The organism is Bradyrhizobium sp. CSA112, from assembly GCF_029051645.1.
In the GTDB taxonomy this organism is placed as follows: Bacteria; Pseudomonadota; Alphaproteobacteria; order Rhizobiales; family Xanthobacteraceae; genus Bradyrhizobium.
Map to the genome: position 1 here is coordinate 449,487 of NZ_JAACFS010000001.1, position 25,977 is coordinate 475,463.

General features: G+C 59.8%; 25 protein-coding genes and 1 pseudogene. 12 read left to right on the forward strand and 14 right to left on the reverse strand.

Going from position 1 to position 25,977, the window contains the following annotated elements:
- Positions 1-326: 326 nt before the first annotated feature.
- The 3 genes from GWE18_RS02295 to GWE18_RS02305 all read right to left on the reverse strand — a co-directional run bounded on the left by GWE18_RS02295 (position 327) and on the right by GWE18_RS02305 (position 2,988).
- Positions 327-935, reverse strand: a complete 609-nt coding sequence (locus GWE18_RS02295; protein ID WP_275184173.1) for a LysE family transporter — start codon at positions 933-935, stop codon at positions 327-329.
- 17 nt (positions 936-952) lie between these two features.
- A complete protein-coding gene (locus GWE18_RS02300; RefSeq protein ID WP_275184174.1) occupies positions 953-1,186 on the reverse strand; it encodes a DUF1127 domain-containing protein in 234 nt (77 codons plus the stop codon).
- Positions 1,187-1,512: 326 nt separating this feature from the next.
- Positions 1,513-2,988, reverse strand: a complete 1,476-nt coding sequence (locus GWE18_RS02305; protein ID WP_275184175.1) for a PLP-dependent aminotransferase family protein — start codon at positions 2,986-2,988, stop codon at positions 1,513-1,515.
- 136 nt (positions 2,989-3,124) lie between these two features.
- Here GWE18_RS02305 and GWE18_RS02310 point away from each other — a divergent pair.
- Positions 3,125-3,292, forward strand: a pseudogene (locus tag GWE18_RS02310) (HlyD family type I secretion periplasmic adaptor subunit); the annotation flags it as partial.
- Between the two features lie 166 nt (positions 3,293-3,458).
- Here the strand turns inward: GWE18_RS02310 and fabF are convergent.
- The 4 genes from fabF to GWE18_RS02330 form a co-directional block, all read right to left on the reverse strand.
- Positions 3,459-4,721, reverse strand: coding sequence for a beta-ketoacyl-ACP synthase II (fabF, locus tag GWE18_RS02315; RefSeq protein WP_275184176.1), 1,263 nt, complete (start codon positions 4,719-4,721; stop codon positions 3,459-3,461).
- A gap of 37 nt (positions 4,722-4,758) precedes the next feature.
- Positions 4,759-5,571 carry an oxidoreductase gene (locus tag GWE18_RS02320; RefSeq protein WP_275184177.1) on the reverse strand — a complete coding sequence of 271 codons (813 nt, stop codon included), beginning with the start codon at positions 5,569-5,571 and terminating at the stop codon, positions 4,759-4,761.
- A 70-nt stretch (positions 5,572-5,641) separates the two neighbouring features.
- Positions 5,642-6,445, reverse strand: a complete 804-nt coding sequence (locus tag GWE18_RS02325; protein ID WP_275184178.1) for an SDR family oxidoreductase — start codon at positions 6,443-6,445, stop codon at positions 5,642-5,644.
- 31 nt (positions 6,446-6,476) lie between these two features.
- Positions 6,477-6,917 carry a tautomerase family protein gene (locus tag GWE18_RS02330; RefSeq protein WP_275184179.1) on the reverse strand — a complete coding sequence of 147 codons (441 nt, stop codon included), beginning with the start codon at positions 6,915-6,917 and terminating at the stop codon, positions 6,477-6,479.
- 147 nt (positions 6,918-7,064) lie between these two features.
- Between GWE18_RS02330 and GWE18_RS02335 the strand changes: the two genes are divergently transcribed.
- Positions 7,065-7,667, forward strand: coding sequence for a TetR/AcrR family transcriptional regulator (locus tag GWE18_RS02335; RefSeq protein WP_275184180.1), 603 nt, complete (start codon positions 7,065-7,067; stop codon positions 7,665-7,667).
- 99 nt (positions 7,668-7,766) lie between these two features.
- Here GWE18_RS02335 and GWE18_RS02340 read toward each other — a convergent pair whose 3' ends face one another.
- The 4 genes from GWE18_RS02340 to GWE18_RS02355 form a co-directional block, all read right to left on the reverse strand.
- Entirely contained in the window at positions 7,767-8,927 is a 1,161-nt protein-coding gene (locus GWE18_RS02340; protein ID WP_275184181.1) for an iron-containing alcohol dehydrogenase, read from the reverse strand.
- 88 nt (positions 8,928-9,015) lie between these two features.
- Complete coding sequence (locus GWE18_RS02345; protein ID WP_275184182.1) at positions 9,016-9,204, reverse strand: hypothetical protein; 189 nt, start codon at positions 9,202-9,204, stop codon at positions 9,016-9,018.
- A gap of 371 nt (positions 9,205-9,575) precedes the next feature.
- Positions 9,576-10,391, reverse strand: coding sequence for an alpha/beta hydrolase (locus GWE18_RS02350; RefSeq protein WP_275184183.1), 816 nt, complete (start codon positions 10,389-10,391; stop codon positions 9,576-9,578).
- A gap of 34 nt (positions 10,392-10,425) precedes the next feature.
- Entirely contained in the window at positions 10,426-11,004 is a 579-nt protein-coding gene (locus tag GWE18_RS02355; protein WP_275184184.1) for a TetR/AcrR family transcriptional regulator, read from the reverse strand.
- An 85-nt stretch (positions 11,005-11,089) separates the two neighbouring features.
- Between GWE18_RS02355 and GWE18_RS02360 the strand changes: the two genes are divergently transcribed.
- The 6 genes from GWE18_RS02360 (at position 11,090) to GWE18_RS02385 (ending at position 20,087) form a co-directional block, all read left to right on the forward strand.
- Entirely contained in the window at positions 11,090-12,199 is a 1,110-nt protein-coding gene (locus GWE18_RS02360; protein WP_275184185.1) for an efflux RND transporter periplasmic adaptor subunit, read from the forward strand.
- 41 nt (positions 12,200-12,240) lie between these two features.
- Positions 12,241-12,699 carry a nuclear transport factor 2 family protein gene (locus GWE18_RS02365; RefSeq protein WP_275184186.1) on the forward strand — a complete coding sequence of 153 codons (459 nt, stop codon included), beginning with the start codon at positions 12,241-12,243 and terminating at the stop codon, positions 12,697-12,699.
- 110 nt (positions 12,700-12,809) lie between these two features.
- Positions 12,810-15,920 (forward strand): efflux RND transporter permease subunit, encoded by a 3,111-nt coding sequence (locus GWE18_RS02370; RefSeq protein WP_275184187.1) that lies wholly within the window; start codon positions 12,810-12,812, stop codon positions 15,918-15,920.
- A gap of 14 nt (positions 15,921-15,934) precedes the next feature.
- Positions 15,935-16,531 (forward strand): TetR family transcriptional regulator, encoded by a 597-nt coding sequence (locus GWE18_RS02375; protein ID WP_275184654.1) that lies wholly within the window; start codon positions 15,935-15,937, stop codon positions 16,529-16,531.
- A gap of 449 nt (positions 16,532-16,980) precedes the next feature.
- A complete protein-coding gene (locus GWE18_RS02380) occupies positions 16,981-18,180 on the forward strand; it encodes an ABC transporter substrate-binding protein (protein ID WP_275184188.1) in 1,200 nt (399 codons plus the stop codon).
- Positions 18,181-18,284: 104 nt separating this feature from the next.
- Complete coding sequence (locus GWE18_RS02385; protein ID WP_275184189.1) at positions 18,285-20,087, forward strand: AMP-binding protein; 1,803 nt, start codon at positions 18,285-18,287, stop codon at positions 20,085-20,087.
- Between the two features lie 49 nt (positions 20,088-20,136).
- On the opposite strand, the gene GWE18_RS02390 is transcribed toward GWE18_RS02385, so the two are convergent.
- Positions 20,137-20,649, reverse strand: a complete 513-nt coding sequence (locus tag GWE18_RS02390) for a helix-turn-helix domain-containing protein (RefSeq protein ID WP_057852115.1) — start codon at positions 20,647-20,649, stop codon at positions 20,137-20,139.
- Positions 20,650-20,891: 242 nt separating this feature from the next.
- Here GWE18_RS02390 and GWE18_RS02395 point away from each other — a divergent pair, with 242 nt between their 5' ends.
- Positions 20,892-21,524 (forward strand): 2-hydroxychromene-2-carboxylate isomerase, encoded by a 633-nt coding sequence (locus GWE18_RS02395; protein WP_275184190.1) that lies wholly within the window; start codon positions 20,892-20,894, stop codon positions 21,522-21,524.
- Between the two features lie 77 nt (positions 21,525-21,601).
- The gene (locus GWE18_RS02400; protein ID WP_275184191.1) at positions 21,602-22,801 is read left to right on the forward strand and encodes a CaiB/BaiF CoA-transferase family protein; all 1,200 of its coding nucleotides are present in this window, start codon (positions 21,602-21,604) and stop codon (positions 22,799-22,801) included.
- Between the two features lie 32 nt (positions 22,802-22,833).
- Here the strand turns inward: GWE18_RS02400 and GWE18_RS02405 are convergent, their stop codons facing one another.
- Both GWE18_RS02405 and GWE18_RS02410 read right to left on the reverse strand, forming a co-directional pair.
- Positions 22,834-23,508: a glutathione S-transferase family protein gene (locus GWE18_RS02405; protein ID WP_275184192.1), complete on the reverse strand. Its 675-nt coding sequence runs from the start codon at positions 23,506-23,508 to the stop codon at positions 22,834-22,836.
- A gap of 1 nt (position 23,509) precedes the next feature.
- Positions 23,510-24,253 carry an SDR family NAD(P)-dependent oxidoreductase gene (locus tag GWE18_RS02410; RefSeq protein ID WP_275184193.1) on the reverse strand — a complete coding sequence of 248 codons (744 nt, stop codon included), beginning with the start codon at positions 24,251-24,253 and terminating at the stop codon, positions 23,510-23,512.
- Between the two features lie 235 nt (positions 24,254-24,488).
- Here GWE18_RS02410 and GWE18_RS02415 point away from each other — a divergent pair, with 235 nt between their 5' ends.
- Complete coding sequence (locus GWE18_RS02415; RefSeq protein WP_275184194.1) at positions 24,489-25,217, forward strand: AMP-binding protein; 729 nt, start codon at positions 24,489-24,491, stop codon at positions 25,215-25,217.
- A 14-nt stretch (positions 25,218-25,231) separates the two neighbouring features.
- Positions 25,232-25,969, forward strand: a complete 738-nt coding sequence (locus GWE18_RS02420; RefSeq protein WP_212423389.1) for an SDR family oxidoreductase — start codon at positions 25,232-25,234, stop codon at positions 25,967-25,969.
- Positions 25,970-25,977: the final 8 nt, after the last annotated feature.

Below are 25,977 nucleotides of genomic sequence, written 5' to 3' on the forward strand. Positions count from 1 at the left end.
CCGCGCTTAGCCCAGCAAGGCCCGAATCCGCCTTCGTTCAATTATCAAAAGGATCTTGTGCGCAATCGCGACGAGGGGCGGCGCTACAGCAGGCCCATAGGTAATCTGCGCGATGATGGAGTAGTGCCGCTGATTTGCCCGACGTGTCAAGCGTTCGCGGGGTCGCTCAAGGTATCATGCCGGCAACTATTGCTACTTTGCATGGGGTTGTTTTCCATATTTTGTAGTTGGGAGCGCGGCCTCCTGCCATCCTCTGTTCGCTATGTCCGGTGCGCGGCGCGACCGGCGTACTGTGAATGGCGTCAGTTCTTTCGCTGCTGTCGCCGTCAGACGATGCGGGCGCATAGCGAAACGCCCAGGCCCATCAGGAGGATCCCGGCGAGCCTGTTGAGCCAATCCAGCACGGTTTTCTGCAAGCTCCGAAGCATGGCGTTCGCGCTGAGGGCGAGGAAGAGATACCAGGATGCGCTGCCCAGCATCACACCGATGGACGTCACCAGCGCGCGATCCATGATCAGCGGGTTGGCGGTTTCCAGCGCAGACGTGATGCCCAGGTACGCCAGTATCGTCATCGGATTGGCGGCGGCGATCAACAGGGTCGACGTATAGGCCGAAAGCAAATCTCCGCATGTCGCTTCGTCGCATGTCGCGCCGTGCGCCGCGCGCGTAGACGCGAGAATGGTCCTGAGGCCCATCAAGACCAGCACGATCCCTGCAGTGATGCGCAGCGGCGTGTGCAGGGCGAGCATCTTCTGCGTCAACACGGTCCCGCCCACCGCGGCCAGGCAACTGAACATGCCGTGAGCTGTTGCCGCACCCATGCCGCTCGCGATCCCAAACCAGATTCCGAATGCCAGCGTCCGCTGCACGCACATCAAGCCGATCGGGCCGAACGGGATGGCGACGCACAAGCCTAGGGCCATCGCCGGCAGCAAGTCCGCGATGAATGGCGTCATTTCCAGAACGGCTTGGATGCTTCGGCCATGGCCTCTGGCCGCGTCTTGCCGATGTCCTTGAGATGGTGGTCATCGAGCTCCGCCAGGGCTTGCCGCTGCCGCGACCGCTCCGAACACCGGACACACCAGTTTAGGAACCGTAGTCCCCACTCGAGTCGGTGATGGCTGGACGCCGCGGCTCCGTTCGCGGCTTCCTTCCAATTCGTGAGCAAATTGGCAACAACTGACATGATAAGTCCTCCTGATACGCAGGTGTTGCGCGGATAAAACTATCGGCATGCGTGTCGCTGGCGTGTGAGCTTGTTCACCTCTCACGCGTTCGTGCGATGACGAGCCATGGTCAGGGTGCGCTTGCGGTCTCAATGCGAGCGGCAATCGTCGCGGCGGGTCCGCGTACCCGCGCACGATCGCCTCGCGCTCCGCGCCGTCTGGTCAATATCGGCGTAGCTGTCTGACGCCGCGCGCGTCAGCGGCTCAACGTTAGAAAGCGAAGCGGTATGACGGAAGGTCCAATTTGCGCACGATCAAGCAGTCCAATTCAGGCACGCCGCCACCTCTAGCGACGTCGATCACGCCGCTTTGGGAGTCGAGGCACGCCTTCATCGAAGCATCTGCGCAGCCGCCTCAGCCCTTCGCCAATCCGCGCCGTCTCGATCGCCCCATATCCCAGGACGATGGCGGCGGCCTGAGGCGTTCCGTCCACCCGCGAGATCGTTTGAATGGCGACGCCGAGATCAAAGGCTCGTGATGCAATCGCATCGATATGATCAACCGACGCTCCTCGCGCGTAGGCGGCGACATGCAGCCCGGTGCTCGATGGAACAAGGTCGAGGTCATCGACGAAGTTCCTCTTGATCGCCGCGGTCAGCACCTCATGCCGCTCGCTATAGGTGCGGCTCACCTTCCGAATGTGGCGCGCAAACGCGCCCTCGTCGATAAACCGCGCCAGCGCGCTCTGCGCTATTGTCGCTGTATGCCAATCGGTGACGTGCTTCGCCTTGTGCGCCGCCTCTCGCAGCGACGGCGGCACAACCATGAAGCCCAGCCGGAGAGTCGGCAGCAACGTCTTTGAAAACGTGCCGACATACACAACGCGACCGGTCGAATCGAGGGTCTGAAGCGGCTCGAGCGGGCGTCCGCCGAAGCGAAACTCGCTGTCATAGTCGTCCTCAATGACTACCGCGTTGTGGCGCTCGGCCCAGGCAAGCAGCGCACGTCGACGCGACAGGCTCATGGCCACGCCGAGGGGATACTGATGCGACGGCGTCACGTAGACGGCTTTTGCCTCGGCCGGCAGCGCCTCCACGACCAGACCTTCGCTATCGACCGGCACACCGATCACGCGCGCGCCCAGCGCCTTGAACAAGTACCTGGGAGGCCGATAGCCCGGATCCTCCACCGCAATGACATCGCCGGGCTCGAGAAGCACGCGAGCGATGATGTCGAGTGCCTGCTGGGTGCCATTGGTCACGATGACGTCGTCGGGCGATCCGGAAACGCTGCGTGAGATGCCGATGTGGCGAGAGATCGCCGCGCGCAGCTCCCAATTGCCCGCAGGAGGCTCGTAGCCGCTTGCCGCCATCTCGCGCGAGCGAAGCGCACGGGCGACGACCCGCCGCCAGGCCCGGTGTGGAAACAGCGAAGCGTCTGTAAATCCGGTTCTGAAGTCGAAAGGCGCCCCGTGGAAAAATGCCGGCGGCGGAAGCGTTATCGTCTCCCAAACTCCACGCACCTGAGGCGCGCGGACCGTCGATCGCCTTGTTTTCGAGGCCGGACGTTTTGCCTCAAGCTGATGGCTGACGAACGTCCCGGCGCCGGTATGGGATGTCGCGAATCCTTCCGCGAGAAGGCTTTCATAAGCGACCGTCACCGTCGATCGTGCAACCATCAGCGCGGCGGCCAGTTCTCGCGTAGATGACAGGCGCTCTCCAGGCCGAAGGCGCCCGTCCAGAATTGCCTGCCGGATCTGACGGTAGATCTCGCCACTGAGGTCACTTCGACCAACAAGACTGATATGAAAGGCCATAGTCATGGGCTCTCTACCCTTCGAATTGGACTGGCAACCTTGCACAAAGGTGAATGTTCCATCACACCGCTTCGCAGATGTGGCGATCACAACCGCAGGTTCCGGGAAGCAAGCGTCGCGGAGCGTGGAACACGTCATCGCGCAGGCCCAGTCCGGCGGCAAGATCGCGGAGACGCAACTGCAGATCATTCAGATCGATCAGGACCTTCGCAGCGAAGTGGCGAACAGCCTGCGCGAGATCGAAGCGCAAACCGCCGAATACGTCGAACACAAGGTTTCGGCTGAGGATCAGTTGAAGCGCATCGATCTCGGAGGAATAGTAAGAGAGTATCGCGTTTCACGGCCACTGCGCATCACGGCGTGCTTTCACGAATGTGCGCGATTGGCCTTCGATTTATGGCGACGCTCAGTGTTTTTATCGACGTGGTGGCTGCGAGCTCCAGGTCGTCGTTACCAAATGGCCGAGAGCCAGTTCTTCATTGCCAACGTCGAAAGATGACACTGGCATTGACGCCTCCGAAGCCGAATCCATTCGAAATCGCATGCTCTATCGTCATGCGCCTGGCTTCACCGGAGACGAGGTCGACGCCTTCCGCAGCCGGGTCGCCATTTTCGAGATTGAGAGTGGGCGGCGCGAGCTGGTCGCGTAATGCGAGGATCGTGAAGATCGCTTCCGCTCCCCCGGCTGCGCCGAGCAGGTGACCGGTCGCCGATTTGGTGGCGCTCACGGCAATTTTTCCGTCGCGGCCGAACACGGCTTTGATCGCTTCCAGTTCGGAAACGTCGCCAACCGGCGTCGAAGTGGAATGGGCGTTGAGATGCTGGATATCACCGGGCTTGAGGCCGGCCTGCCGCAAGGCGCCTTCCATGGCGCGGCGCGCGCCGTCGCCGTCCTCGGGGCCTGACGTGATGTGGTAGGCATCAGCCGTCGTCCCATAGCCGGCGATTTCGGCGATCGGTTGGGCGCCCCGGCGGAGTGCGTGTTCCAACTCTTCGATGACGAGGACGCCGGCGCCTTCGCCCATGACGAAGCCGTCGCGGTCGCGGTCGAAGGGGCGGGACGCGCGCGCTGGCGTTTCGTTGAAGCCGGTCGAAAGGGCCCGAGCGGCGGCGAAGCCGCCGAGGCTCACGAGATCGATACAGGCTTCTGAGCCACCGCAGATCGCAACGTCCGCTTCCCCGGTTCGAATGAGACGTGCGGCGTCGCCGATCGCCTGCACGCTCGCGGCGCAGGCGGTGACCGGCGTACCGATGGGGCCCTTGAAGCCGTAACGGATGGAGATATGACCGGCCGCGAGGTTTGCGAGAAAGGACGGCACGGTGAAGGGCGAGAGGCGTCTGATTCCGCGCTGATCGGTGGTGCGAACCGCTTCGACGATTGCCGGAAAGCCTCCAATTCCCGATGCGATCACCGTCGCCGTGCGCTCCAGCGAGTGTGCGTCGGAAGGAGTCCACGCCGCTTGTGCAACGGCCTCGGCCGTTGCGACAAGCGCGAACAGGATGAAGCGATCCATTTTCCGCTGATCCTTGGGAGGAACGGCCAGATCCGGATCGAAGCCTCCATCCGGATCGTCGGCCTTTGTCGGCACGATTCCAGCGACCCGTGCGGGGAGGGCAGTTGCCCATTCGGGAAGGGCAGCCAGCCCTGAACGGCCCGCGAGCAGCCGGGACCATGCCAACTCACTGCCGCAACCCAGCGGGGATACCAGTCCCAATCCCGTAACGACGACGCGACGCATGATGAGTGACTTTCGAGATCCGATTGGCCAGTAGGGCTTACGCGGGCAATCCCATCTGCTTGCGAAGGCTCTTGTCGAACATCCGTTCGGGGACGAAACGGCGCAGGATGCTCACCTGCCGCGCCATCTTACCGCAGGTGTATCGCAGACGGGGCGATGCGGTAGTCGCGGCTTCCACGACCCTATCGGCAACAACCTCGGGACTATCGGCTGTCTTCATGACGTCTTGCATAACCGCAATGGAGCGCATTCGCGCCGAGGCGTATGCGTCCAGGCTCCGATCCGGAAGCGCCATGTTTTGTTCGAATGAAGTGCGGGTATACGCCGGCTCAAGCAGGCAAATTCGAATGCCGAAGGTCCGCACCTCATGATCGAGGGACTCAGAATAGCCTTCAAGAGCATGCTTCGTGGAGGAGTAGAGGGCCGAGAACGGCGCAGGTATCAAGCCGAGGACTGAACTTATATTGACGATCCGTCCCGCCTTTTGTCGTCGCATGATCGGTAGGACTGCGTTGGTCGTGCGGATCACTCCGAAAAGGTTTACGTCGAACAACGCTTCGGCTTGGTTCATCGAAGATTCTTCGGCTCCGGCAAGCAGACCGGTCCCCGCGTTGTTCACGAGAACGTCGACCCTGCCTGTCGTATCGAACACCTTGTCGACGGCTGTCTTCACCGATGCGTCGTCCGTCACATCGCAGGTGACCATGGTAATCCCCTCGAGGGTACTCGCGACGGCGCGCCGGCTGGTGCCGAACACGCGGAATCCAGCTTGGTGCAGCGCCTTTGCGGAGGCCTGCCCGATTCCTGTAGAAGCCCCGGTCACAATCGCCACTTTGCCGTCTCGTCGCATAAAGCCTCCTCGATGGAATTGATCAGCGCCGCGCATCCGCCCCGCCACGGCGATAACAGCCGATTGTTTGTTACCGAGCGTTTTCTGAATACCTCGTCGCCGGCTTACCCGACTGCATGAGAGCACGGCTCAAATCAATGCGAGCGTCCTCAAAGCCCGTCCAGAGCGATGCATTCTCCAAAGACGGAAGGCAGACAAGCTCGCCCTGGTCCAATGCCTGGAGAGCAGTGTCGACTAGTTGCTCCGCGGACATGAAGAGTTCGTTGGGGAAGGGGGCTGCCGCAAGACCGGATGCTTCAAAAAACTCGGTGCGAACCGGACCGGGAAGGACCGCCTGAACGATGATGCTTGTCTTGGCAAGCTCCATCTGGAGCGAGCGCGTGAAATTCAAAACATATGCCTTGGAGCCGGAATAACCCGCGCCGGAGGGCGTCGGCATGACCGCGATCATGGAGGCGATGTTGATGATGGTACCGGAATTGCGCCGCAGGAAGCCCGGCAGGGCGGCATGCGTCAGTCGCGTCAACGCGAGGATATTGATCTTTATCAGGTTCTCCAGCGCGTCCGCGGTTACTTTCGAGGTCGGCCCAAGTGCGCCCAAGCCGGCATTGTTGATCAGGACGTCGATGTCCTCCCGCTCGGTTAGTAGCGCTTCAATGCGCAACAGGTCCTTCGCATCGGCGAGGTCGGCAGTCACGATCTCGACCGCGCGCTTTGCCTTGGTTGTAATTCTTTTGGCGACGTCCTCAAGCCGGTCTCGACGGCGGGCAACGAGAATCAAGTCGTAGCCGCGTTCCGCCATTCGTTCGGCATAAGCAACGCCAATCCCCGACGACGCTCCGGTGACAACTGCAAAACGGCGGTGGTTTCCCATTTTAATCTAAGCCTCCACTATCGGCATGGATCTAGACCGGTTCTTGAATCGGGTATGGCACCGGCTTGTTTTGCTCGAGCCACAGCTTCTCATATTCGGAATTTGGCGGTGGCGCGGGCATGCCTTGAATCTGCCAGAGATCAAAAGGCGTTTCGTCGATATGGATTTCCCAATCCCTGCCGCGATCCTTGATGTATGGCGCCAAGGCCGTTTCCACCCAACCCATCCATTTGGCTTTCAGCTTCCTGGCGTCAGGCGGGAATGATCGCGCGATATGATCTACCCAGATGCGAACGAAATTGTGCGCCGGCTCGCCACCCATGTAGAAGGAATCGGGTGCAACCTCTTGAAACACGACGATGACGTAGAACTTCGGCAGCGCGCGATAAAGCTCGGTAATGCGCTGTGACAAGGCGCGTTTTTCCTCAGCGGTGAAGGCGCCGACCGGATGATAGATTTTCCAAAACGGCATTTTCCCTCCTGAATCGAGATGCGTCGGGATTTATAGATGATGATCATCATCATTATTTTGATGATGATCATCATTCTCCGCAAACCTTGTCAATCACTAATAATGACATGTATCATCGTAATATCGTGAGATTTTGGGAGATTGTGCGTGCGGATTACGGAGAGTCAGGCCCAGAAGAACCGGCAAAAAGTTGTCGCAAGGGCATCAAAGCTCTTTCGCGAGGGCGGCTTCGACGGCATTTCGGTCAACGATCTGATGAAAGCTGCGGGCTTCACGCATGGCGGATTCTACAATCATTTCGAATCGAAGAGCGCGTTGGCATGCGAGGCTCTCGACTACGCGTTCCGCCAGATGGACGGCGTGCGAGAACAAATGCCGAGCCTTGACGAGTTCGTTACGTCTTATCTGTCGGAAGAGGCTCGGAAGGCGCCTGGCGCTACATGTCCGGCGGCGGCGCTAGCCGGCGAGGTCGCGCGACAGCCGGATAGCATCAAAAGTGTTTTCGCCGAGGGCGTCGAGCGGATGATCTTGTCGATTGCGGATTCGTTGCCTGAGACGCCGTCCGCGCGCGAGGAGGCGGTAGATCTGGTCTGTCGTATGGTCGGAGCGTTGGTCCTGGCCAGAGCGCTGCCGGCGTCGAGCAATCTTGGCCGTGAATTGCTCTCGACGGCAACGGAACGCTGTCGGAAGACTGTGATGACTTCAAACAGGCTGCGGCGAGGCGGGCGCAATCCCAGACGTCAAAGCTAATGCGCAGCATCAACTTGTGCGGTCGCTCGTCTGACCGGATACGCGGGGCCATCGCTGGTTAGCTTTCCACCATCGGACTTTTCCTCACATCCGCCGCAACTAAGCGGCCATTTGCAGCAGACCGACGATATCGGCTTCACTTTTGAAAGGCCGCGGATTGGCTTGGACGAAGCGATGATTGATTGCAATCTTGCTGATCTGATCGAATTTGTCTTCGCCGATACCGACATCAGCGAGGTGGCCAGGTAGTCCAAGTTTATTGGTGAATTCTGCAAAGGCGTCTGCAGCTTCGGTACCCGGGGCGCCAAGGGCCGTCGCCAAACGCGACTGCGCGTCCTCGGTGAATGGCTTGTTGTAACGAAGCAGGCTCGGCATGATGACGGGGGTGCAGTAGTAATGGGGAACGCCGAAGGTGCCTCCTAACACATGGCCAATTCCATGGCTTGCTCCCATCGGGATGCGTGCCTGGAGGCCAAAAGAGGCGAGCCATGAGCCATATTGTGCAAGACGGCGTGCCTCAAGGTCGTCAGGATAATCCAAGGTCCGGAGCATTGCCTCGCGCAGGATACGGATGCCTGCCAAGACGACTTCGTCAGCTAACGGGGTGCCGGCGGGCGAGCACAATGCTTCGATACCGTGATCCATCGAGCGCGTTCCCGATCCCATCCAAAGTTTCGAAGGCGTATGAAGGGTGAGGGCAGGGTCGAGAATAATCGCCACCGGCGACATTTGAGGGTGGAAGAAAATCTGCTTCAACTTATGGCGTTCATCGGTGACGAGCGCTGCTGCATTGTATTCGCCACCATTCAGCGTCGATGGGACCGCGATCTGTCGGACTGCGGGCGAACGGAACGGAGAGAAATTTACGCCCGGGCCCATGGGGAATGGATCGAAGCCCGCTTCACCGCGGATATCATGTTCCATCGCCATGATGACTATTTTTGCGAGATCGATGGCAGAACCTCCACCAACAGCGACAATCAGATCAGCTCTTGAGTCTTTGGCTTGATGGGCAACCTCGGCAGCTTGCTTGCGCGTCGTGTGCTGTGCAATTCCGTCAAAGGTCGCCACATGTTTGTCGCCGAGCGTACGCCGAATCTTCTCGATCTCATCGGTCTTGGTATTCAACGTTCGACTGGCGAGAAGGAAGACGCGCTTTGCGTTCAGTCGCTCTGCCTCTTCGTTCAGAGCTTCAGACGCAGCTTTGCCATAGATGACACGATCAATTGCTGGAAAGTTGTGTACACCAGTCTTGCGCATTTTTTGTCCTCCCTACCTTAAAAGAGCAAGTGACTACGTTATCAATAGTGACGGCAAGGTGCAGTCGAGGACTACGCAATGATCTTGATCAAGACAGGAGAAACTGGTCGCTACGATAGGTATTAGCGCCGCTGACAGTATGACTCACCGGTGCATTCCGCTTCTCGCTGACTGGGTCGGCTGGCGGGAAGATGCTGTCATAAATCGCGCGCGCCTCTCGAATGAGACGGTCTCGCTCGCGCTCAGACTTTGGCACAAATCGAATAACTTCGCCCATATTTGCTCCAGGCAACTTATGAGAACGAATCCGCAGTTAGCGAAACGCTCCATCAAGATATGATGGTCATCATTCTATCTGGATCTAGGATCTCCGCACGAACTTTCAAGCTCTGCAGGCGGTAACGAAGAAATAAATAACTCGTGACAGCCGTCTTCGCGAAATTAGCGGCGTTCACATCTGAAGACTTTCAACTTCGCGTTCAAGGTTCGCAACACGCGCTTCCAGCCTAAACATGTACTCGCCGCGCGGATCGTCCACCCTAGGACCTCAGCCCAGTAGTTCAAGCTTTCCCAGAACCGCTTGAACATAGTGCACACTCCTGTGTTTGATCATTGCGGCCATTCTGTCCTCGTTATCACGCGAGCCAGCTACGACGGATTCTCAACAGCTGAGAAGTGGCCGGTACTTTTGAGCGTCACCATCTGCGAGGCAGGAATCAGCGACCGTGTGCGTTTGCGTTCATTTGGCCTAGACCAATCGCTATCGCCATAAATGAGCGTTACAGGCGCCGAGATCTGCCGATAGTAATCGCGTGCCTTGCTCCAGGATCGCCAGCCTGCCAGCACCTTGCGTGCGATCCGCTTGTATCCCGGGCGGTGGGCTACTTCATCGAACTCAGCAAGCAAATCGGCCGGCAGTTTGCGCGGGTCGTGATATCCGCCGCCCATGATCTTGCCGAGAACCATCTTGTTTTCGAGCGATGCATTCATCGCGCCAAGTACCGGGATCTGCAAACTTCCGATGATAAAATTCGCGAACCAGTTGCCGCGTCGAATACCGTCCCCGTAGCGGGTCTCGTAGTCGTAGGGGTTGATCGCATAGACCCGCTCCACCCGCTGCGGGAGCGCCGCCGCCACTGTAAGGGCCAATGCCCCGCCGATCGACTCGCCAACAACCGTGACGGCCGAGAGGTTTAGCTCCTCGATGAAGCGAATGACGGCCTGCCTGAAGTAGGGTTCGTCGAAGCTCGCGCTTGGATCTATTGGTGAGTGTCCGTGGCCTGGGAGATCAATGGCGTACACCGTGTGCGATGTCGCGAGGAGGGGCGCCAGACTGCGGAAATATTCGAGCTGCGTCCGGATCGTATGTATGAGGAGTAACGGAGGCCCGCTGCCGGTCTTTTGAAAACGTAGGCTAAGCGTATCCGATATTTTGAGCAAACTTGGCTTTGTCACGCTAAGCATTCGATCTCTCCTGTGCTCTGAAGGGTGCGATCTTTCAAGCGGCGGCGCGTTTGCGAACTTGTTCGACCGCCGCATCCAGAAAGGCCTGAGCCAGATCAGGGTCGTTGACGACGCGCGATAGCGTTACCGCACCGACCATCGTCGTGAGAATGGCCATGGCCTTGCCACGGGACTCCTGGCCATCGGTCTCAGCAATGAAGCGGCCGAGGACTTCGAGATGCGCCTTGATCCCCGCTTCGAATGCCGCTTTCACGTCGGCCCCCTGTCTGGCGGCATCTGAGCCGAGCGCCACGATCGGGCAGCCGTCCATCTTTTCTTCGCGATGGTCGGCACTGAGGTAGAACGCGATCACCGCGCCAAGCGGATCCTCAGGATTCTCCGCGGCCGCGTCCGACCATCGGCGGGAAGCGCTCTCCAATGCCCGCCTGGACGCCTCTACCGCCAAATCTTCTTTTGACGCGAACTGCTTGTAAAAGGCGCCTTGGGTCAGGCCGGCACCCTTCATCAGATCCTTAAGGCCGATGCCGTCAAAGCCGCACTTCCGAAAAAGGCGACTTGCCACATTGATTACAGTTTCGCGGTTTTCCGCGGCCTGAATGCGACTCACTCGCATTGTTGACCTCCACTTTTTAGATTGCGTTTGAAATCTATATCAGATATAGAGTTCGAACGCAATCTATTTGGTGAGGCTGCAGACCATGAAAAAGAGACCCGTTATTGTGCTGGGGAGCGTCCTAATCGCCATATCCGGCGTGGCCGCGGTCGTTGCGCTTTCCATTCGCACGCAGGCAGCCCCCGCCGTGAGCGACCCGAGGCAGGAACCACCGATCGTCAGGCTGGCGACGGCAGCGCGGGTGGCCGGATCCGAACGCGGGTTCACGGGCATCATAGGAGCGAGGGTGCAGAGCAGCCTCGGTTTTCGCGTCGCCGGCAAGATTGTGGAACGGCTTGTGAATACCGGTCAGCAGGTCAAAGCCGGTCAGCCCCTGATGCGGATCGACGAAACCGACCTTCGCCTTGCGGTCACGGCAAAGCGTAACGCCGTTGCCGCAGCGCGTGCATCTTTCGTTCAGGCCGAAGCGGATGAACAGCGATACGCCAGATTGGTGAGCAACGGATGGGCTTCCCGGCAGCGCTACGAGCAAGCGAAGGCTGCGTTAGATACGGCCGAGGCGCAACTTGCCACCGCTGAAGCCGATGCGCGAGTCTCCGAGAATGAGGCGACCTATTCGATCCTGGTTGCGGACGCGGACGGAACGGTGGTCGAAACGCTTGGCGAGCCCGGGCAGGTCGTCTCTGCCGGCCAGACAGTCGTTCGAATCGCAAAGGCCGGCCCCCGCGAAGCGGTGGTCGCGCTTCCCGAAACGATCCGGCCCGCCATCGGCTCCGCGGCCGAGGCCCGCGTGTATGGGGCCGATGGGCGGCGCTATACGGCGCATCTGCGGCAGTTGTCGGATTCCGCCGATGCCCAGACCCGTACCTATGAGGCTCGTTATGTGCTCGACGGCGAGGCCGCGGCAGCACCGCTTGGCGCGACGGTAACCATTCGGCTCGCAAGCCAGTCGAGTCAGCCGGAAGTCCAGGTGCCGTTGGGAGCCGTGCTCGATGACGGCCGGAAGACCGGTGTGTGGGTCTTGGATAGCGCCACCTCAACCGTACGCTTTCGGCCAGTCAAGCTTGTTCGAGTGAGCAGCGAAACCGCCGTGATCTCCGGATTGAGTTCTGGTGATCCTGTCGTTTCCCTCGGCGCTCACCTTCTCCAGGACGGCGCTCGCGTCAGGACTGCGTCTGAAAACAAGGGAAGCTAACGAGCTTCAATCTTTCCGCGATCACCGTCGGAGGACGGCAAATGCTATACAGCTACATTGTCAAGAAAGAAATCCGAAAGACCTTCGACCACGTCAACAACCATCGCTGGGATGACGCGGTGAAAGCGGTCGCGCCGGATGTCCATCACCGCGTTTCCGGCGCCCACGCGCTTGCTGGTGAGCGCCACGACAAAGAAGCCCTGCGCCGCTGGTTTGAGCGCCTCGGCCGCGTCCAGCCCACTCTCCATCTCACGGTCAACAAGATCTGGGTGAAGGGCTGGCCGTGGAATACCACCGTGTTTGTCCAGTGGGACGGCACCGCAACACTGCTCCACGGCGACGCGTCGTACGTCAACCGTGGTCTTCACGTGTTCACGCTGCGGTGGGGGAAAGTCTATGCACTCGAGGAATTTCAAGATTCACAGGAAGCGGCCCGTGGGCTTGCCGCCCAAGCGGCAGCTGGCCTCAAAGAAGCTGTCGCCGAACCAATTGTAACCTAGCAGAAGTCAGAGGCCCGCGTTCTCTTAGGTAAGCGCGGTTCACTCGGCGCTCACCTGCAGGACGGCGCGAGCGTCAGGACGAACATCGAGGAAATTGGAGTGGCCAAACGATGAATTTCAATCTCTCCGCGATCGCCGTCCGCGAACGGGCCGTAACCCTGTTCTTCATTGTCCTGCTGGCGGCCGCAGGCGCCTACGCCTTCCTCATGCTCGGGCGGGCGGAGGATCCGTCCTTCACCATCAAGACCCTGACGGTCACGACGGTATGGCCGGGCGCGACGGCGCGCGAGATGCAGGATCAGGTCGCCGAACCGTTGGAGAAGCGGCTTCAAGAGCTGACCTGGTACGACCGGGTGGAGACGACCACACGGCCAGGTTATGCGTACATGACGGTTACGCTGAAGGACAGCACACCGCCATCCAGCGTGCAGGAGGAGTTCTACCAGGCCCGCAAGAAGCTTGGGGATGAAGCGCGCAAGCTGCCTTCTGGTGTGCTCGGTCCCTTCGTCAACGATGAATATTCGGACGTGAGCTTCGCCCTTTATGCCCTCAAGGCGAAGGGCATGCCGATGCGGGAACTCGCCAGGCAAGCCGAGACCATTCGGCAGGACCTCCTGCACGTGCCCGGCGTCAAGAAGATCAACATCCTCGGTGAACGTCCCGAACAGATATTCATCGAGTTTTCCTATGCCAAACTGGCAACGCTCGGCGTGTCGGCACAGGATGTTGTTGCCGCCTTGCAGCGGCAGAACACCGTCACACCGGCAGGCTCGATCGATACCAAGGGGCCGCAGGTCTTTATCCGGGTCGACGGCGCTTATGACAGTGTCCAGGCGATCGCCGACACGCCGATCGTCGCTGCGGGGCGGACGCTGAAACTCTCCGACATCGCCGAAGTCCGCCGCGGCTACGAGGATCCTCCCACCTACCTCATCCGACATCAGGGTGAGCCCTCCATCATGCTCGCGGCGGTTATGCAAGAGGGCTGGGATGGCCTCGCGCTCGGCAAGGCGCTGGAGGAGAGGTCCGCAGCTATCGCTCGGACGCTGCCACTCGGGATGAGTCTGGCCAAAGTCAGCGACCAGGCCGTCAACATCACCTCGGCGGTTGACGAATTCATGATGAAGTTTGCGATGGCGCTCGGCGTGGTGCTGCTGGTGAGCCTGCTCAGCCTCGGCTGGCGCGTCGGCATCGTCGTGGCGGCTGCCGTCCCTCTGACGCTTGCCGTCGTGTTCCTCATCATGCTGGAAACCGGTCGGTTCTTCGACCGCATCACGCTCGGCGCCCTCATCCTGGCGCTTGGTCTTCTGGTGGACGATGCCATCATCGCCATCGAGGTGATGGTGGTGAAAATGGAAGAGGGCATGGACCGCATCAAGGCGGCGGCCTATGCGTGGAGCCACACTGCGGCGCCAATGTTGTCGGGCACACTCGTGACGGTCGCCGGGTTCCTCCCGGTGGGATTCGCGCGCTCGACGGCCGGCGAATACGCCGGCAACATCTTCTGGGTCGTGGGGTTCGCTCTCATCGTCTCCTGGATCGTCGCGGTGATCTTCACGCCCTATCTTGGCGTCAAGATGCTGCCCGCGATCAAGCCGATCGAAGGCGGTCACCACGCGATTTACGGCACACCGAACTATCGGCGCCTGCGAGGGCTCATCACCTTCGCCGTGCGCCACAAGTTCGTAACCAGCGGCATCGTCGCCATCGCCTTCGCGCTTTCCGTTGTCGGCATGGGCTCGCTCAAGCAGCAGTTCTTCCCGACGTCCGACCGCCCCGAAGTGCTGGTGGAGGTTCGCCTGCCGGAAGGCACCAGCATTGAGACGACGACCGCTACAGTCGAGAAGCTCGAACACTGGCTGGACCACCAGTCGGAGGCCAAGATCGTCACGAGCTATGTCGGTCAGGGCGCTCCCCGCTTCTTCTTCGCGATGGCGCCGGAGCTGCCTGATACGGCCTTCGCCAAGATCGTCGTGCTTACACCGGATGAGGAGGCGCGCGAAGCTTTGAAGCACCGGCTCCGACAGGCGGTGTCAGACGGGCTTGCACCTGAGGCCAATGTGCGCGTCACTCAGCTTGTGTTCGGACCCTATACGCCGTTCCCGGTCGAGTTTCGGGTCATGGGGCCTGATCCCGCGCAATTGTACGCTATCTCTGACAAAGCCCTCGATATCATGCGTGGCGTTCCCGATGTGCGGCAAGCGAACCGCGATTGGGGTAATCGCACACCCGTGCTCCGCTTCATACCGGATCAGGATCGACTGAACCTCATCGGCCTCTCGCCAGCGGAAGTGGGCCGACAGCTGCAGTTTCTTCTCACCGGCGTCGCCGTTACGCAGGTCCGCGAGGACATCCGCAATGTCCCCATCGTGGCACGCAGCGCCGGCGGCGAGCGACTGGATCCGGCGCGTCTGGCGGATTTCTCACTGATGAGCCGGGACGGCCGCCCGATTCCGCTCGACCAGATCGGCCATTCGGAAATCCGTCTGGAAGAGCCGATTATGAAGCGCCGCGATCGCACACCCGTCGTCACGATTCGCTCTGATATCAATGAGGCGACCCAGCCTCCGGAGGTCTCCAAGGAGATCAGGACGGCCCTTCAGCCGCTGATCGCATCGCTTCCGGCCGGCTATCGCATCGAATTGGGCGGATCGATCGAGGAGGCAACCAAGGCCAATGACGCGTTGGCGACGGTCTTTCCCGCCATGATCGCCGCCATGCTGATCGTCATCATGCTGCAGGTGCGATCCTTCTCGACGATGGCCATGGTCATGCTGACGGCACCGCTTGGCCTCGTCGGTGTCGTGCCGATGTTGCTCGCTTTTAATCAGCCCTTCGGATTCAACGCCATCCTGGGCCTGATAGGACTGGCGGGCATCCTGATGCGCAATACTCTGATCCTGACCGAACAAATCAAGGAGAACCGTGCGGCCGGCCTTGATGACTATCACGCCGTCATCGAGGCCACGGTGCAACGCACGAGGCCAGTGATCCTGACCGCGCTTGCCGCGGTGCTGGCCTTCATCCCTCTCACTCACTCCGTCTTCTGGGGATCGATGGCCTATACGCTGATCGGCGGCACGGCGGTCGGCACGGTGCTGATCCTGCTGTTCCTTCCTGCGCTTTATGCCGCGTGGTTTCGGATCAAGCCGACTGCAGATGAGGTCCACCAGGATACGACCGAAGAACCGGAATGGCGAACAGCAATGGCTGCCGAGTAGGGCTCTGTTTCGGAATGGGAACAGACCGCGACGAGACGCGCGCGCGCATCCTGGAGGTAGCGGAGGAGCGCTTTCGTCGCATCGGTTACCATAAGACGTCGGTGGCTGATATCGCCTCCGAACTCGGCATGAGCCCGGCGAATGTCTACCGTTTCTTTCCCTCCAGGGATGCGATCAACGAGTCGATCTGCGGGCGGGTTTTGAACGAGGTTGCTGACATCGCCTTTGCGATCGCACGCACGAACGCGCCGGCCATGGAGAAACTCGATCAGCTCCTGACCGCCGTTCACCGCCACAACAAGATGACGTTGGTCAAGCAAAAGCACATGCATGGTCTGATTGTCGCCGCCATGCAGGAGAACTGGGCGATCATCAGGGCGCACATCGAACGGATGGTGACGATCTTCGAGGCGATCATACGCGAGGGCATCGAAGCCGGAGAGTTCGAGGTCGAAGATGCCGCGGAAGCCGCGCGAGCGGTCAAGTCAGCGTTCATGCCGTTCTTCCATCCGATTCTGATCGAGCACTGCGTTCAACACGGCGAAGATACCGAAGCAGGCCTGCGCGACCAGATTCGCTTTATCCTGAAAGCTCTCGGCAAATCCGGTTAACAGTCTGCCGCATTCAGGTCTGTGGTTTCGGATTAAGCCAACTGTTGATGCCATCCATGATGCATTCGCTCGTCCCGCCGCGGCTGAGGCGGGCGCTCTTCCACATTCACAAAAGAACATCCCACGAAGATCGGAATCATCGGCGCTGGAAACATCGGTCCAACGTTGGTCTTATAATGGAATGGACGAGCCGGGCCGGAAGAAGCAACGCCCGTCACTCTCCTGGCTGGTATTTGGAGTGCGATCGCGCGTGGCTCTCCACGAGATAATGGCTTCCAGATCAGAGCGTCGCTGCAAAGATTGAACTCGTAAGTTTCCGCCAGCGCCGCGAGGCCTGTCGCCGGCCGGCCGGCGGACGATCATCTAAGCGCTTGACGGGTTCTAAAAAAGAACTGTAGTCTCGCGAAGACGACGTACCCCGGAAGGGTGCGCGTTCGGGAGGATGAGCAATGTTGGTGAAATGGAAGGCTGTTGCGGCTCTGGCTCTGCTTTTGAGCGGTCCGGCACTCGCGGCCGACGAGCCGGGAATCTCTGCTACCGAGATCAAGATCGGCGGCGTTTTTCCCTTCAGCGGACCGGCCTCATCGATCGGTCTCGTGGGCAAGGGAGTTATGGCCTACATTCAGTCGCTCAACGATCGCGGCGGCATTAACGGTCGCAAGATCAACTACATCGCGTATGACGACGCATACAGCCCTCCCAAAGCGGTGGAGCACGTCCGCAAACTGGTTGAGAGCGACGAAGTGTCGTTCATGTTCGGCCAGCTCGGCACTCCCGGCATCTCGGCTACGGCAAAATACCTGCGGTCGAAGGGGGTGCCCAGCATCGCAATCATCAGCGGGTCATCCAAGTTCACGGACGTTGCCAATTACCCGCTCACCACGACGGGTCTTGTCAGCTACGACACCGAAGGAAAGATCTACGCCAAATATCTGACGAGGGCACTGCCAAACACCAAGTATGCCATCCTCTATCAGAACGACGACCTCGGCAAAGACTATGTCAACGCCTTCAAGTCGTTTCTGGGTAAGGACTTCGACCGAAAGGTCGTGAGCGCTTCCTATGAGGTCACCGAACCGACGGTTGATTCACAGGTCGTAAACTTGAAGAGCTCCGGTGCGGATGCCCTCGTGATCGCCGGCACGCCGAAGTTCGCGGCGCAGGCCATCCGGCAAGCCTCGGTGATCGGCTGGAAGGCGACCGTGATCATTAATTTTCCTTCGGGCTCGGTCGGAGGCACGCTAGCGCCCGCCGGTCTCGACAAATCGGTCGGCGTGATCGTCGGTACGACCAACAAGGATGTTCTGGATTCGGCATGGAAAGACGACCCGGGCATGCAGGCCTTTCGGGTGTTCTTTGACAAGTATTTGCCGGGCGCGGACATCACCAACGGCAGCTATCTGACCGGCTATCAGCAAGGTGTCCTGCTCGAGCAGATTCTAAAGCAATGCGGCAATGATCTTTCACGCAAGAATATTCTTGCGCAGGCCAAGAACCTGAAAGACTTCGTCGTTCCGACTGCGCTGCCTGGCATCAAGGTCAACACCACCGACACCGAAAACATGATCTGGACGCAGATGCGATTGCAGCGGTGGAGCGGCACGAGCTGGCAAGCTTTCGGGGAAGTGCTGGACGCCAGGTCCGAGTGAACCGCGCACCGGCGAAGTGACGGGCGCGGCAGTTGGCGGTTTGGGTGCGAACCGCCGACCAGTTGCTCGTCGGACCATCACAGCAATTCAGGAGATCTTTTTCGATGTCGACAAAGGCACTGACGTTTGCGCCGAGAGCACTTTCCATCGAGCGTCGAACCGACGGCACGCTCATGTTGAGCTCGCCGCTTGAACTGGGGAACTGTGACTGGCGCATCACGGATTTTCTTCCGACCTGGGCAAATTCTGTTCCGGATAGAATCTTTCTTGCGCAACGCAATGCGGATGGGAGTTGGGACGAGATCACGTACCGCGAGGCATGGTTGCAGGTTCAGGCGGTCGGCCAAAGCCTGATCGATATGGGCGCAAAGCCGGCTGACAAGCTTGCGATACTTTCAGGAAACTCCATCGAGAACGCGGTGATCTCGTTTGCCGCAATGTCGATAGGGGTAATCCTGGCGCCGATATCGCCAAACTACACGCTGATGCCCGGCGGCCTGGCTCGCCTCAGTGATATAGCGGAAGCGCTCCGCCCGAGTTTCGTTTTCGTCCAGAGCGGGCGCGACTTTTCGGCTGGGCGCTCCATTCCCGAGTTGGCAGCCGCAACCTGGATCAGCGTCGATGGGGCGCCGGACACCGTGCCTTTCGGCGTACTGACATCCCGAACGGCGAGTGAAGGATTCGCGGATGCTTCACGTTCGGTTTCTTGCGACGCTGTCGCAAAGATTCTATTCACATCCGGTTCGACGGGTTTCCCCAAAGGCGTGCTCAATACCCACCGCATGATGGCGAGCTCCCTGCAAATGGGCAGTCTGCTGGTGTCTCCTCCGGACGCGCCGGTGCAGGTCGAGTGGCTGCCCTGGCACCATACGATGGGCAGTAACGTTATTCTTCACGGCATTCTCAAGAATGGCGGGACCCTCTACATCGACGATGGCCGGCCGCTGCCTCAGCTCTTCCACAAGACGGTCGCGAACCTCAAGGAGATTTCGCCCACCGCCATGTTCAACGTACCTGCCGGCTATAATCTCTTATGTGACGCGATCGAGAACGACCTCGATCTTGGCGCCAGCGTGTTCAAGCGGATGGATCGATTGAGTTATGCCGGGGCTGCAATCTCGCAGGGCACGCTTGAAAAACTCTATCGGCTGACATCGTCGATCACCGGCCGGCGAATTCCGGTCATGTCGGGCTACGGCACCACCGAAACGGCCCCGACAATCAGTACGACCCATTGGGCGACGGATCAGCCGGGAGAGATTGGTCTACCCGCGCCGGGTCTGCAGCTAAAACTGATCCCGGTCTCCGATACTTACGAGGCAAGGGTCAAGGGACCCAACGTTACGCCAGGTTATCTCGGACGGCCGGATTTGACGGAAAAGGCCTTCGATGAGGAGGGGTTCTATCGCATCGGCGATACCGTCTCGTTTCTGGATCCTCAGAAGCCGGAGCTTGGGCTGCGTTTTACAGGCAGAATTTCCGAGAACTTCAAACTGGCGAACGGCACGTGGGTCTCGATCGGGAATATGCGCGCGGCGATTTTGGCTGCCACGCGCGGCGTATTGCTGGACATTGTCGTTGCGGGGGAGAACCGTGAATGGTGCGCGCTGCTTTGCTGGTTGAATCCGACCGAGGCGGCGCGAATTTCGAAGACGCCAGCCTCGGATTTAACCTGCGACCCTCTCGTGGTTCAATTTCTGAAAGATCGTTTTCGGGAGTACAACGAGACCGTTGGAAGCAGCGAACGAATCTGTTCGTTCTCCCTGCTGACGGATCCGCCGTCATTGGCCGCAGGAGAAATCACCGATAAGGCCTATGTCAATCAACGTGCCGTGCTGAAACATCGCTCTGAACAGGCAGAGCGCCTCTACTGCAACGAAACAAATCGAGATGTGATACGGGTCTAAGGGCGGTTCAGCCGTTCGCCTCTGAGGTCGTCCAGGGTGAGCGGTCACCTCAAGCGGCGCTGCGGCGCGCCTTTGCCTTCGGTTTCTCCGGCGCCTTTATGGCCGGGGTGCTTCGGGCACCGGGGCCGGGGTGGGTATGAACCTCCTTGGCCGAAAGCGGCTCGCCGCATTCGGAGCACACCATGACCGGATCGAAGTTCTTGCCGCATTTGCGGTGCTGGTGCAGCAACGGCCGACCGCGTTCGTCGACCATGTGCGTGTCGCCCCAATGCACGATCGCCATCATGATCGGATAGAGATCGAGTCCCTTCTGGGTAAGGATGTATTCGTGCCGCTTGGGCGACTCCTGATAGGGAATGCGGCGCAGCACGCCTTGCCGGACCAGCTTCTTCAGCCGCTCGGCGAGCAAATGGCGTGTTATTCCGAGCGCGGACTGAAATCCTTCGAAGCGGCGCGTGCGCAGGAAGCATTCGCGCAGGATAAGAAGGGTCCAACGGTCGCCGATCACGCCGATCGTGCGGGCCATCGAACACGGTTCTTCTTCAAGGGCATCCCATCGCATTTCCTGCTCTCCAGTCCATCCGGCACCCAGACTCCGCTCGAATCGTCCAGGGAACCTCGGCTTTCCCTACCATTCTAGATAGGTACTCAGCTCCAAACAATCCCCCCATGGATTGAGTAAAATCAGCTGAAATTCGCGAAAATTTACAGTTCGTTTTTAGAACTGTAAAGACAATTGGTAGCCGGAGTTCGGCTATTGGACACCAAACCTGATCATCCAATACACTCGCGGGAGGAGCCGACATGCCCCTGAAGGTTGAATTCCAGTTCGATTTCGGCAGTCCGAACGCTTATCTGGCGGAAGTAGCCATTCCGGGGATTGAGCGGCGTACCGGCGTCAAATTCGAGTACGTCCCGGTTCTGCTTGGCGGCATCTACAAGGCCACGGGCAACATGTCGCCGTTCGACTCGCTTCGCGGAATCAAGAACAAGCCGGAATACCAGGCACTCGAGACCCAACGGTTTATCCGGCGCCACAACATCACGAAGTTCCGTCAGAATCCCTTCTTTCCGGTCAATACGCTGATGTTGATGCGCGGCGCCGTCGCCGCCCAATTCGAAGGCGTGTTCGAGTCCTATTTCCGCGCCGCCTACCATCATATGTGGGAAGAGCCGAAGAAGATGGACGACCTCGAAATCTTCCGGAACGCATTCATCTCCTCAGGCGTCGAGATCGACCGGTTGATTGCCCGCGCACAACAGGATGACGTCAAGAAGAGGCTGATCGACCTGACCAACGACGCCGTCAGCCGGGGAGCATTCGGCTCACCGACTTTCTTCGTTGGAAAGGAAATGTTCTTTGGCAAGGATCAGGTTCGTGACGTAGAGGAATCGATCGTCGAACAGACCAGACAGCCTGTTCCCAAGACGGCCTGACTGCGGCGAATGTTCGGGATGAGTGGCGAAGCCAAACTCCCGGACCTAAAGCAAAAAGTTAACTCGGGAGAATGCCCATGCCTGGCCCGCTTAGCGGTGTTCGTGTCCTCGATCTGACTGGCGTTGTGTCGGGCCCGTTCGCGACTATGTTTCTGGCGGATCAGGGCGCCGACGTCCTGAAGATCGAGCCGATCGGCGGCGACATCACCCGCCGCAGCCGTGCCACGATCGACAAGGACGGCGAGTTCTCCGCGCTGTTCATCTCTTCGAACCGCGGCAAGCGTTCGCTGTCAATCGACGTCAAGAGCGCGGCCGGCCGCGAGGTGCTCGCCAAACTGGTCGCGCAGACTGATGTGCTGGTGCAGAACTTCCGGCCCGGCACTATGGAGCGCCTCGGTCTCGGCGTCGATGAGTTGCGCCAGCGCCATCCGCGCCTGATCTACGTCTCGATCAGCGGCGTCGGCGATACCGGCCCGTATGTGAAGAAGCGCGTCTACGATCCGATTGTTCAGGGCCTGTCCGGCTTCGCCGATATTCAGTCGCAGCCGGTCACGAACCGTCCGCAGATGATCCGCACCATCGTGTGTGACAAGACCACCGCGGTGTTCACCGCGCAGGCGGTGGCGGCGGCGCTCTACGCCCGGGAGAAAACCGGGCAGGGCGATCATATTCAGGTCGCGATGCTGGATGCGATGATTTCCTACCTGTGGCCCGAAGGCATGATGCAGTACACGGTGGTAGGCGCCGAGGCCACAGCCGCCGATCCCAACGACCGGCCGGATCTCGTGTTCAAGACCAGCGACGGCTACATCACGGCCGGTACCATTTCGGATTCCGAATGGCAGGGTTTCTGCCGGGCTTCCGGCGATCCCGAGCTTGCCAACGATCCCCGCTTTGCGACTCCGGCGGCGCGTTCGGTCAACGCCACGGCGCGCATCAACAAGATGGCGGAATATATCGGCCTGCACACGACGGCTGAATGGCTGGAGCGCCTCGACGCCGCCGACGTGCCTTGCGCGCCGATCCTGCGCCGAGGCGAAATCATCCACAATGAACAGGTGATCGCGCGCGGTATCATTGCGGAGTTCGATCAGCCGAAGGTCGGGCGGGTGCGGCAGCCCAAGCCGGCGGCCCGCTTCGAAATCAATGAGGCCGCGATCGGCGGGCCTGCTCCGCGGGTCGGCGAGCACTCGCGCGACGTATTGCGGGAATTGGGTTACGACGATAGCGCCATCGACAGGATGGTAGCCGAACGCGCCGTGCGCGTGGCGATCTGAACCGAACCGCTCCCGCGATCGGCGAACGGTTCTCAGGCGTTCGCCGCCGGCGTAATCGGCGCCGCCGGAACATTCGCCGCGACGGCTCGCTGATAGGCCTCCCGCATCTGGATGCGTTCAAGATAGGGTTGCGCGTTGTCGCAAATACCGACGCCGTAAGCGATGGCCCAATCCAGGCACGTCGTAAGCAGGATGTCAGCGCTGGTAAACTGGTCACCCATCAAGAACGTCCGCCCATCTGCCAGCGCGACCTCAACGTGTCGCAACTGTTGCCGAAAATACTCGCCGGCTTGAGCGACGACTTCGGGCGCAACTCCATAGATGTGTCCCAGTGCATCCGCGCGATGGCGGCGCATCACGTAGAGGCTGGTGGAGTCGAGCTCGGCCACGATAAAGAAGCACCATTCCAGCCAGGCGGCGAACTCGCGCTGGGTTACGGGAATCAGCGAACGGTCGGGCGTCGAATACGTTCGCGACAGATAGGCAACGATTGCGGCGCTTTCGCCGATGCAGAAGTCGCCGTCCTGCAACAGTGGAATCTTCTGGCGGGGATTGAGCCTGGTGTATTCGGCGGTTTTGGTCTCGCCTGTCCGCGGTCCGATTGGCTTCGCCTTGTAGGACAAGCCAAGTTCGTGCATGGCCCAGTGCGCACGAATGGTGCGGCTGGTCCCAACACCCCACAGGGTCAGGTTTGGCGTTGCGTTCATGTCACCACTTCTCCACAGAGGGGCGGAGATCGAGTTCGTGGGTCCAGCCATCCCGGCTTTGCTGGTGGGTGAACCAGTAGGCTTCGGCAATGGAAGACGTCTTGGTCAGGCTATCTGGGGGAATTTCGCTTGCCTCGATCCCCTTCGCCGCTTTCATGCGCTGGTGAATCGCCTCGCTGTCGACGCCGGCGTCGATCAGGAGATGCACGACGTGAATGTTGTTCGGTCCGAGCTCGCGCGCCATCGCCTGCGCCACTGCTCGAAGTCCGAACTTCGCTGATGAAAATGCCGCAAACCCCGGGCCGCCACGCACACTGGCGGTCGCACCGGTAAAGAAGATGGTGCCGCGCTTGCGCGGAACCATGACGCGCGCAGCCTCACGTCCGACCAGGAAGCCGCCATAGCAGGCCAATTCCCAAGCCTTGAAGAACAGCTTCTCGGTTGTCTCCAGCAATGGCTTGTTGACGTTCGATCCCGCATTGAAGAGGCAGACCTCGATGGGTCCGAATTCCTTCTCGATTCGCGCAAATATGCCTTGGACCTCTGCTTCCTGGCGGGCATCGACACTGAACGCGTGAATGTTGTGTCCCGCAGCCCTCAACTCGCCCACAAGCCCCTGCGACTTGGACGCATCACGCCTGCAGATGCAAACCGTATAGCCGCCCTTCGCAAAACGCCGGGCCACGGCCGCTCCGATGGCGTCGCCTGCGCCCACAAGTATCGCCACGCCGCGGGCTTCCCGCATCACATTCCTCCCATTAAGTTCCTATTTGATACTTTTAGCGTAGCGTCGGGTTGATGGCTTGTAAACGACGGTTTTCAATCATGCTCAGTTGAATACGGCAGCCAGGTTGCCCCTTTCGGGACCTCATCAAACAGGGATGATGAATTAGCGATTGACGAGTTCTAAAAAAGAACGTTAGGTAAGGACGAATGTGCCGCGTTGCAGAAATGGGCATGCTTTGGTCGGGAGGTCGGTCGTGGCGGAGCTTTCGGAGGCGATCAATCTCGACGAGATTGCTGTCGGCTTGCCGCGCCGCATCCATAAAGTAACGGCCAGCCAGGTTGCCGAAGCCCCCGACCGGATCGCGCTGGTCGAAAACGGGGCGTACTGGAGCTACCGCGATCTGGGGCAGGGCGTTGTTGGCACGTTGCCGCCGGGAGTAGAAGGGCGCATCAGAACACTCGACGGCATACCACTATCAAAGGAACAAGTCGGAGAACTCCACGTGCGCGGACGCAACGTGATGCGCGGCTATTATCTCGCTCCCGAGCTGACAGGCGAAGCGATCGACAGCGAAGGCTGGTTCAATACCGGCAATATTGCCCGCTTTGACGGCAATTGCCTGTACATTCTCGGTCGTACCAAAGAAATGATTGGCGCCGTCTCAGCCAAGGTCGAGGCACTTCTCAGTTCACACGAGGATGTCCAATCCACCGTCATTGGACGAGGCCTTAGTGGTGATGGGGAGCTTGTCGCGTTCGTGCAACCTTCACCAGGAGCGCGGGTCAAGGCGATGGATCTGATGGATTCCATCAAGCCTTGGCTCACTGCCTATATTCCGCCGCCGAAAATCGTCGTGGTCGACGTCTTGCCGGGAAGCTCAACTGGCAAGAGCCGCGAGCATAAGCTCGCGGCCTGTTTGCATCGCGACCGAGCTGCTGCCAGCCACGCGTTGAAATTCCAACGACGAACTCAGTTAACTTGACCGGGAGAACGCCTTTGCAAAAGAGAAACGCAACCGTGGCCGTGATCGGCGCCGGTGACTTTATTGGCGGCGAGATCGCAAAGAAATTCGCCTCAGAGGGCTTCACCGTATTCGCCGGACGCCGCAACGGCGCCAAGCTCGAACCGCTCGTCAAGGAGATCGAGAAAGCCGGCGGCGAAATTCACGCGCGCTCCCTCGACGCACGCAAGGAGGAGGAAATCATTTCCTTCCTCGGTGATGCCGACAAGCACGCGCCGCTCGAGGTTTGCATCTTCAATATCGGGGCCAATGTCAATTTTCCGATCCTGGAAACCACCGAGCGCGTGTTCCGCAAGGTATGGGAGATGGCTTGCTATTCCGGCTTCCTCGCCGGCCGCGAAGCGGCGCGGCTGATGCTGCCGCGCGGCAAGGGCAATATCTTCTTCACCGGCGCGACCGCGAGTCTCCGCGGCGGGGCGGGTTATGCGGCGTTCGCCAGCGCCAAGTTCGGTCTGCGGGCCGTGGCACAGGCGACGGCACGTGAGTTGGGGCCCAAGAATATCCACGTCGCCCACCTCATCATCGATTCCGGCGTCGACACCGAATGGGTGCGCCAGCGACGGATCGAGGCACTCGGTCCGAATGCGCTGGATGATCCCGACGCTTTGATGCCGCCATCCTCAGTCGCGGAATCCTATTGGCTGCTTTATCAGCAGCCCAAAAGCGCCTGGACCTTTGAGTTGGAGATTCGTCCTTTCGGCGAGAAGTGGTAACGGGGCCT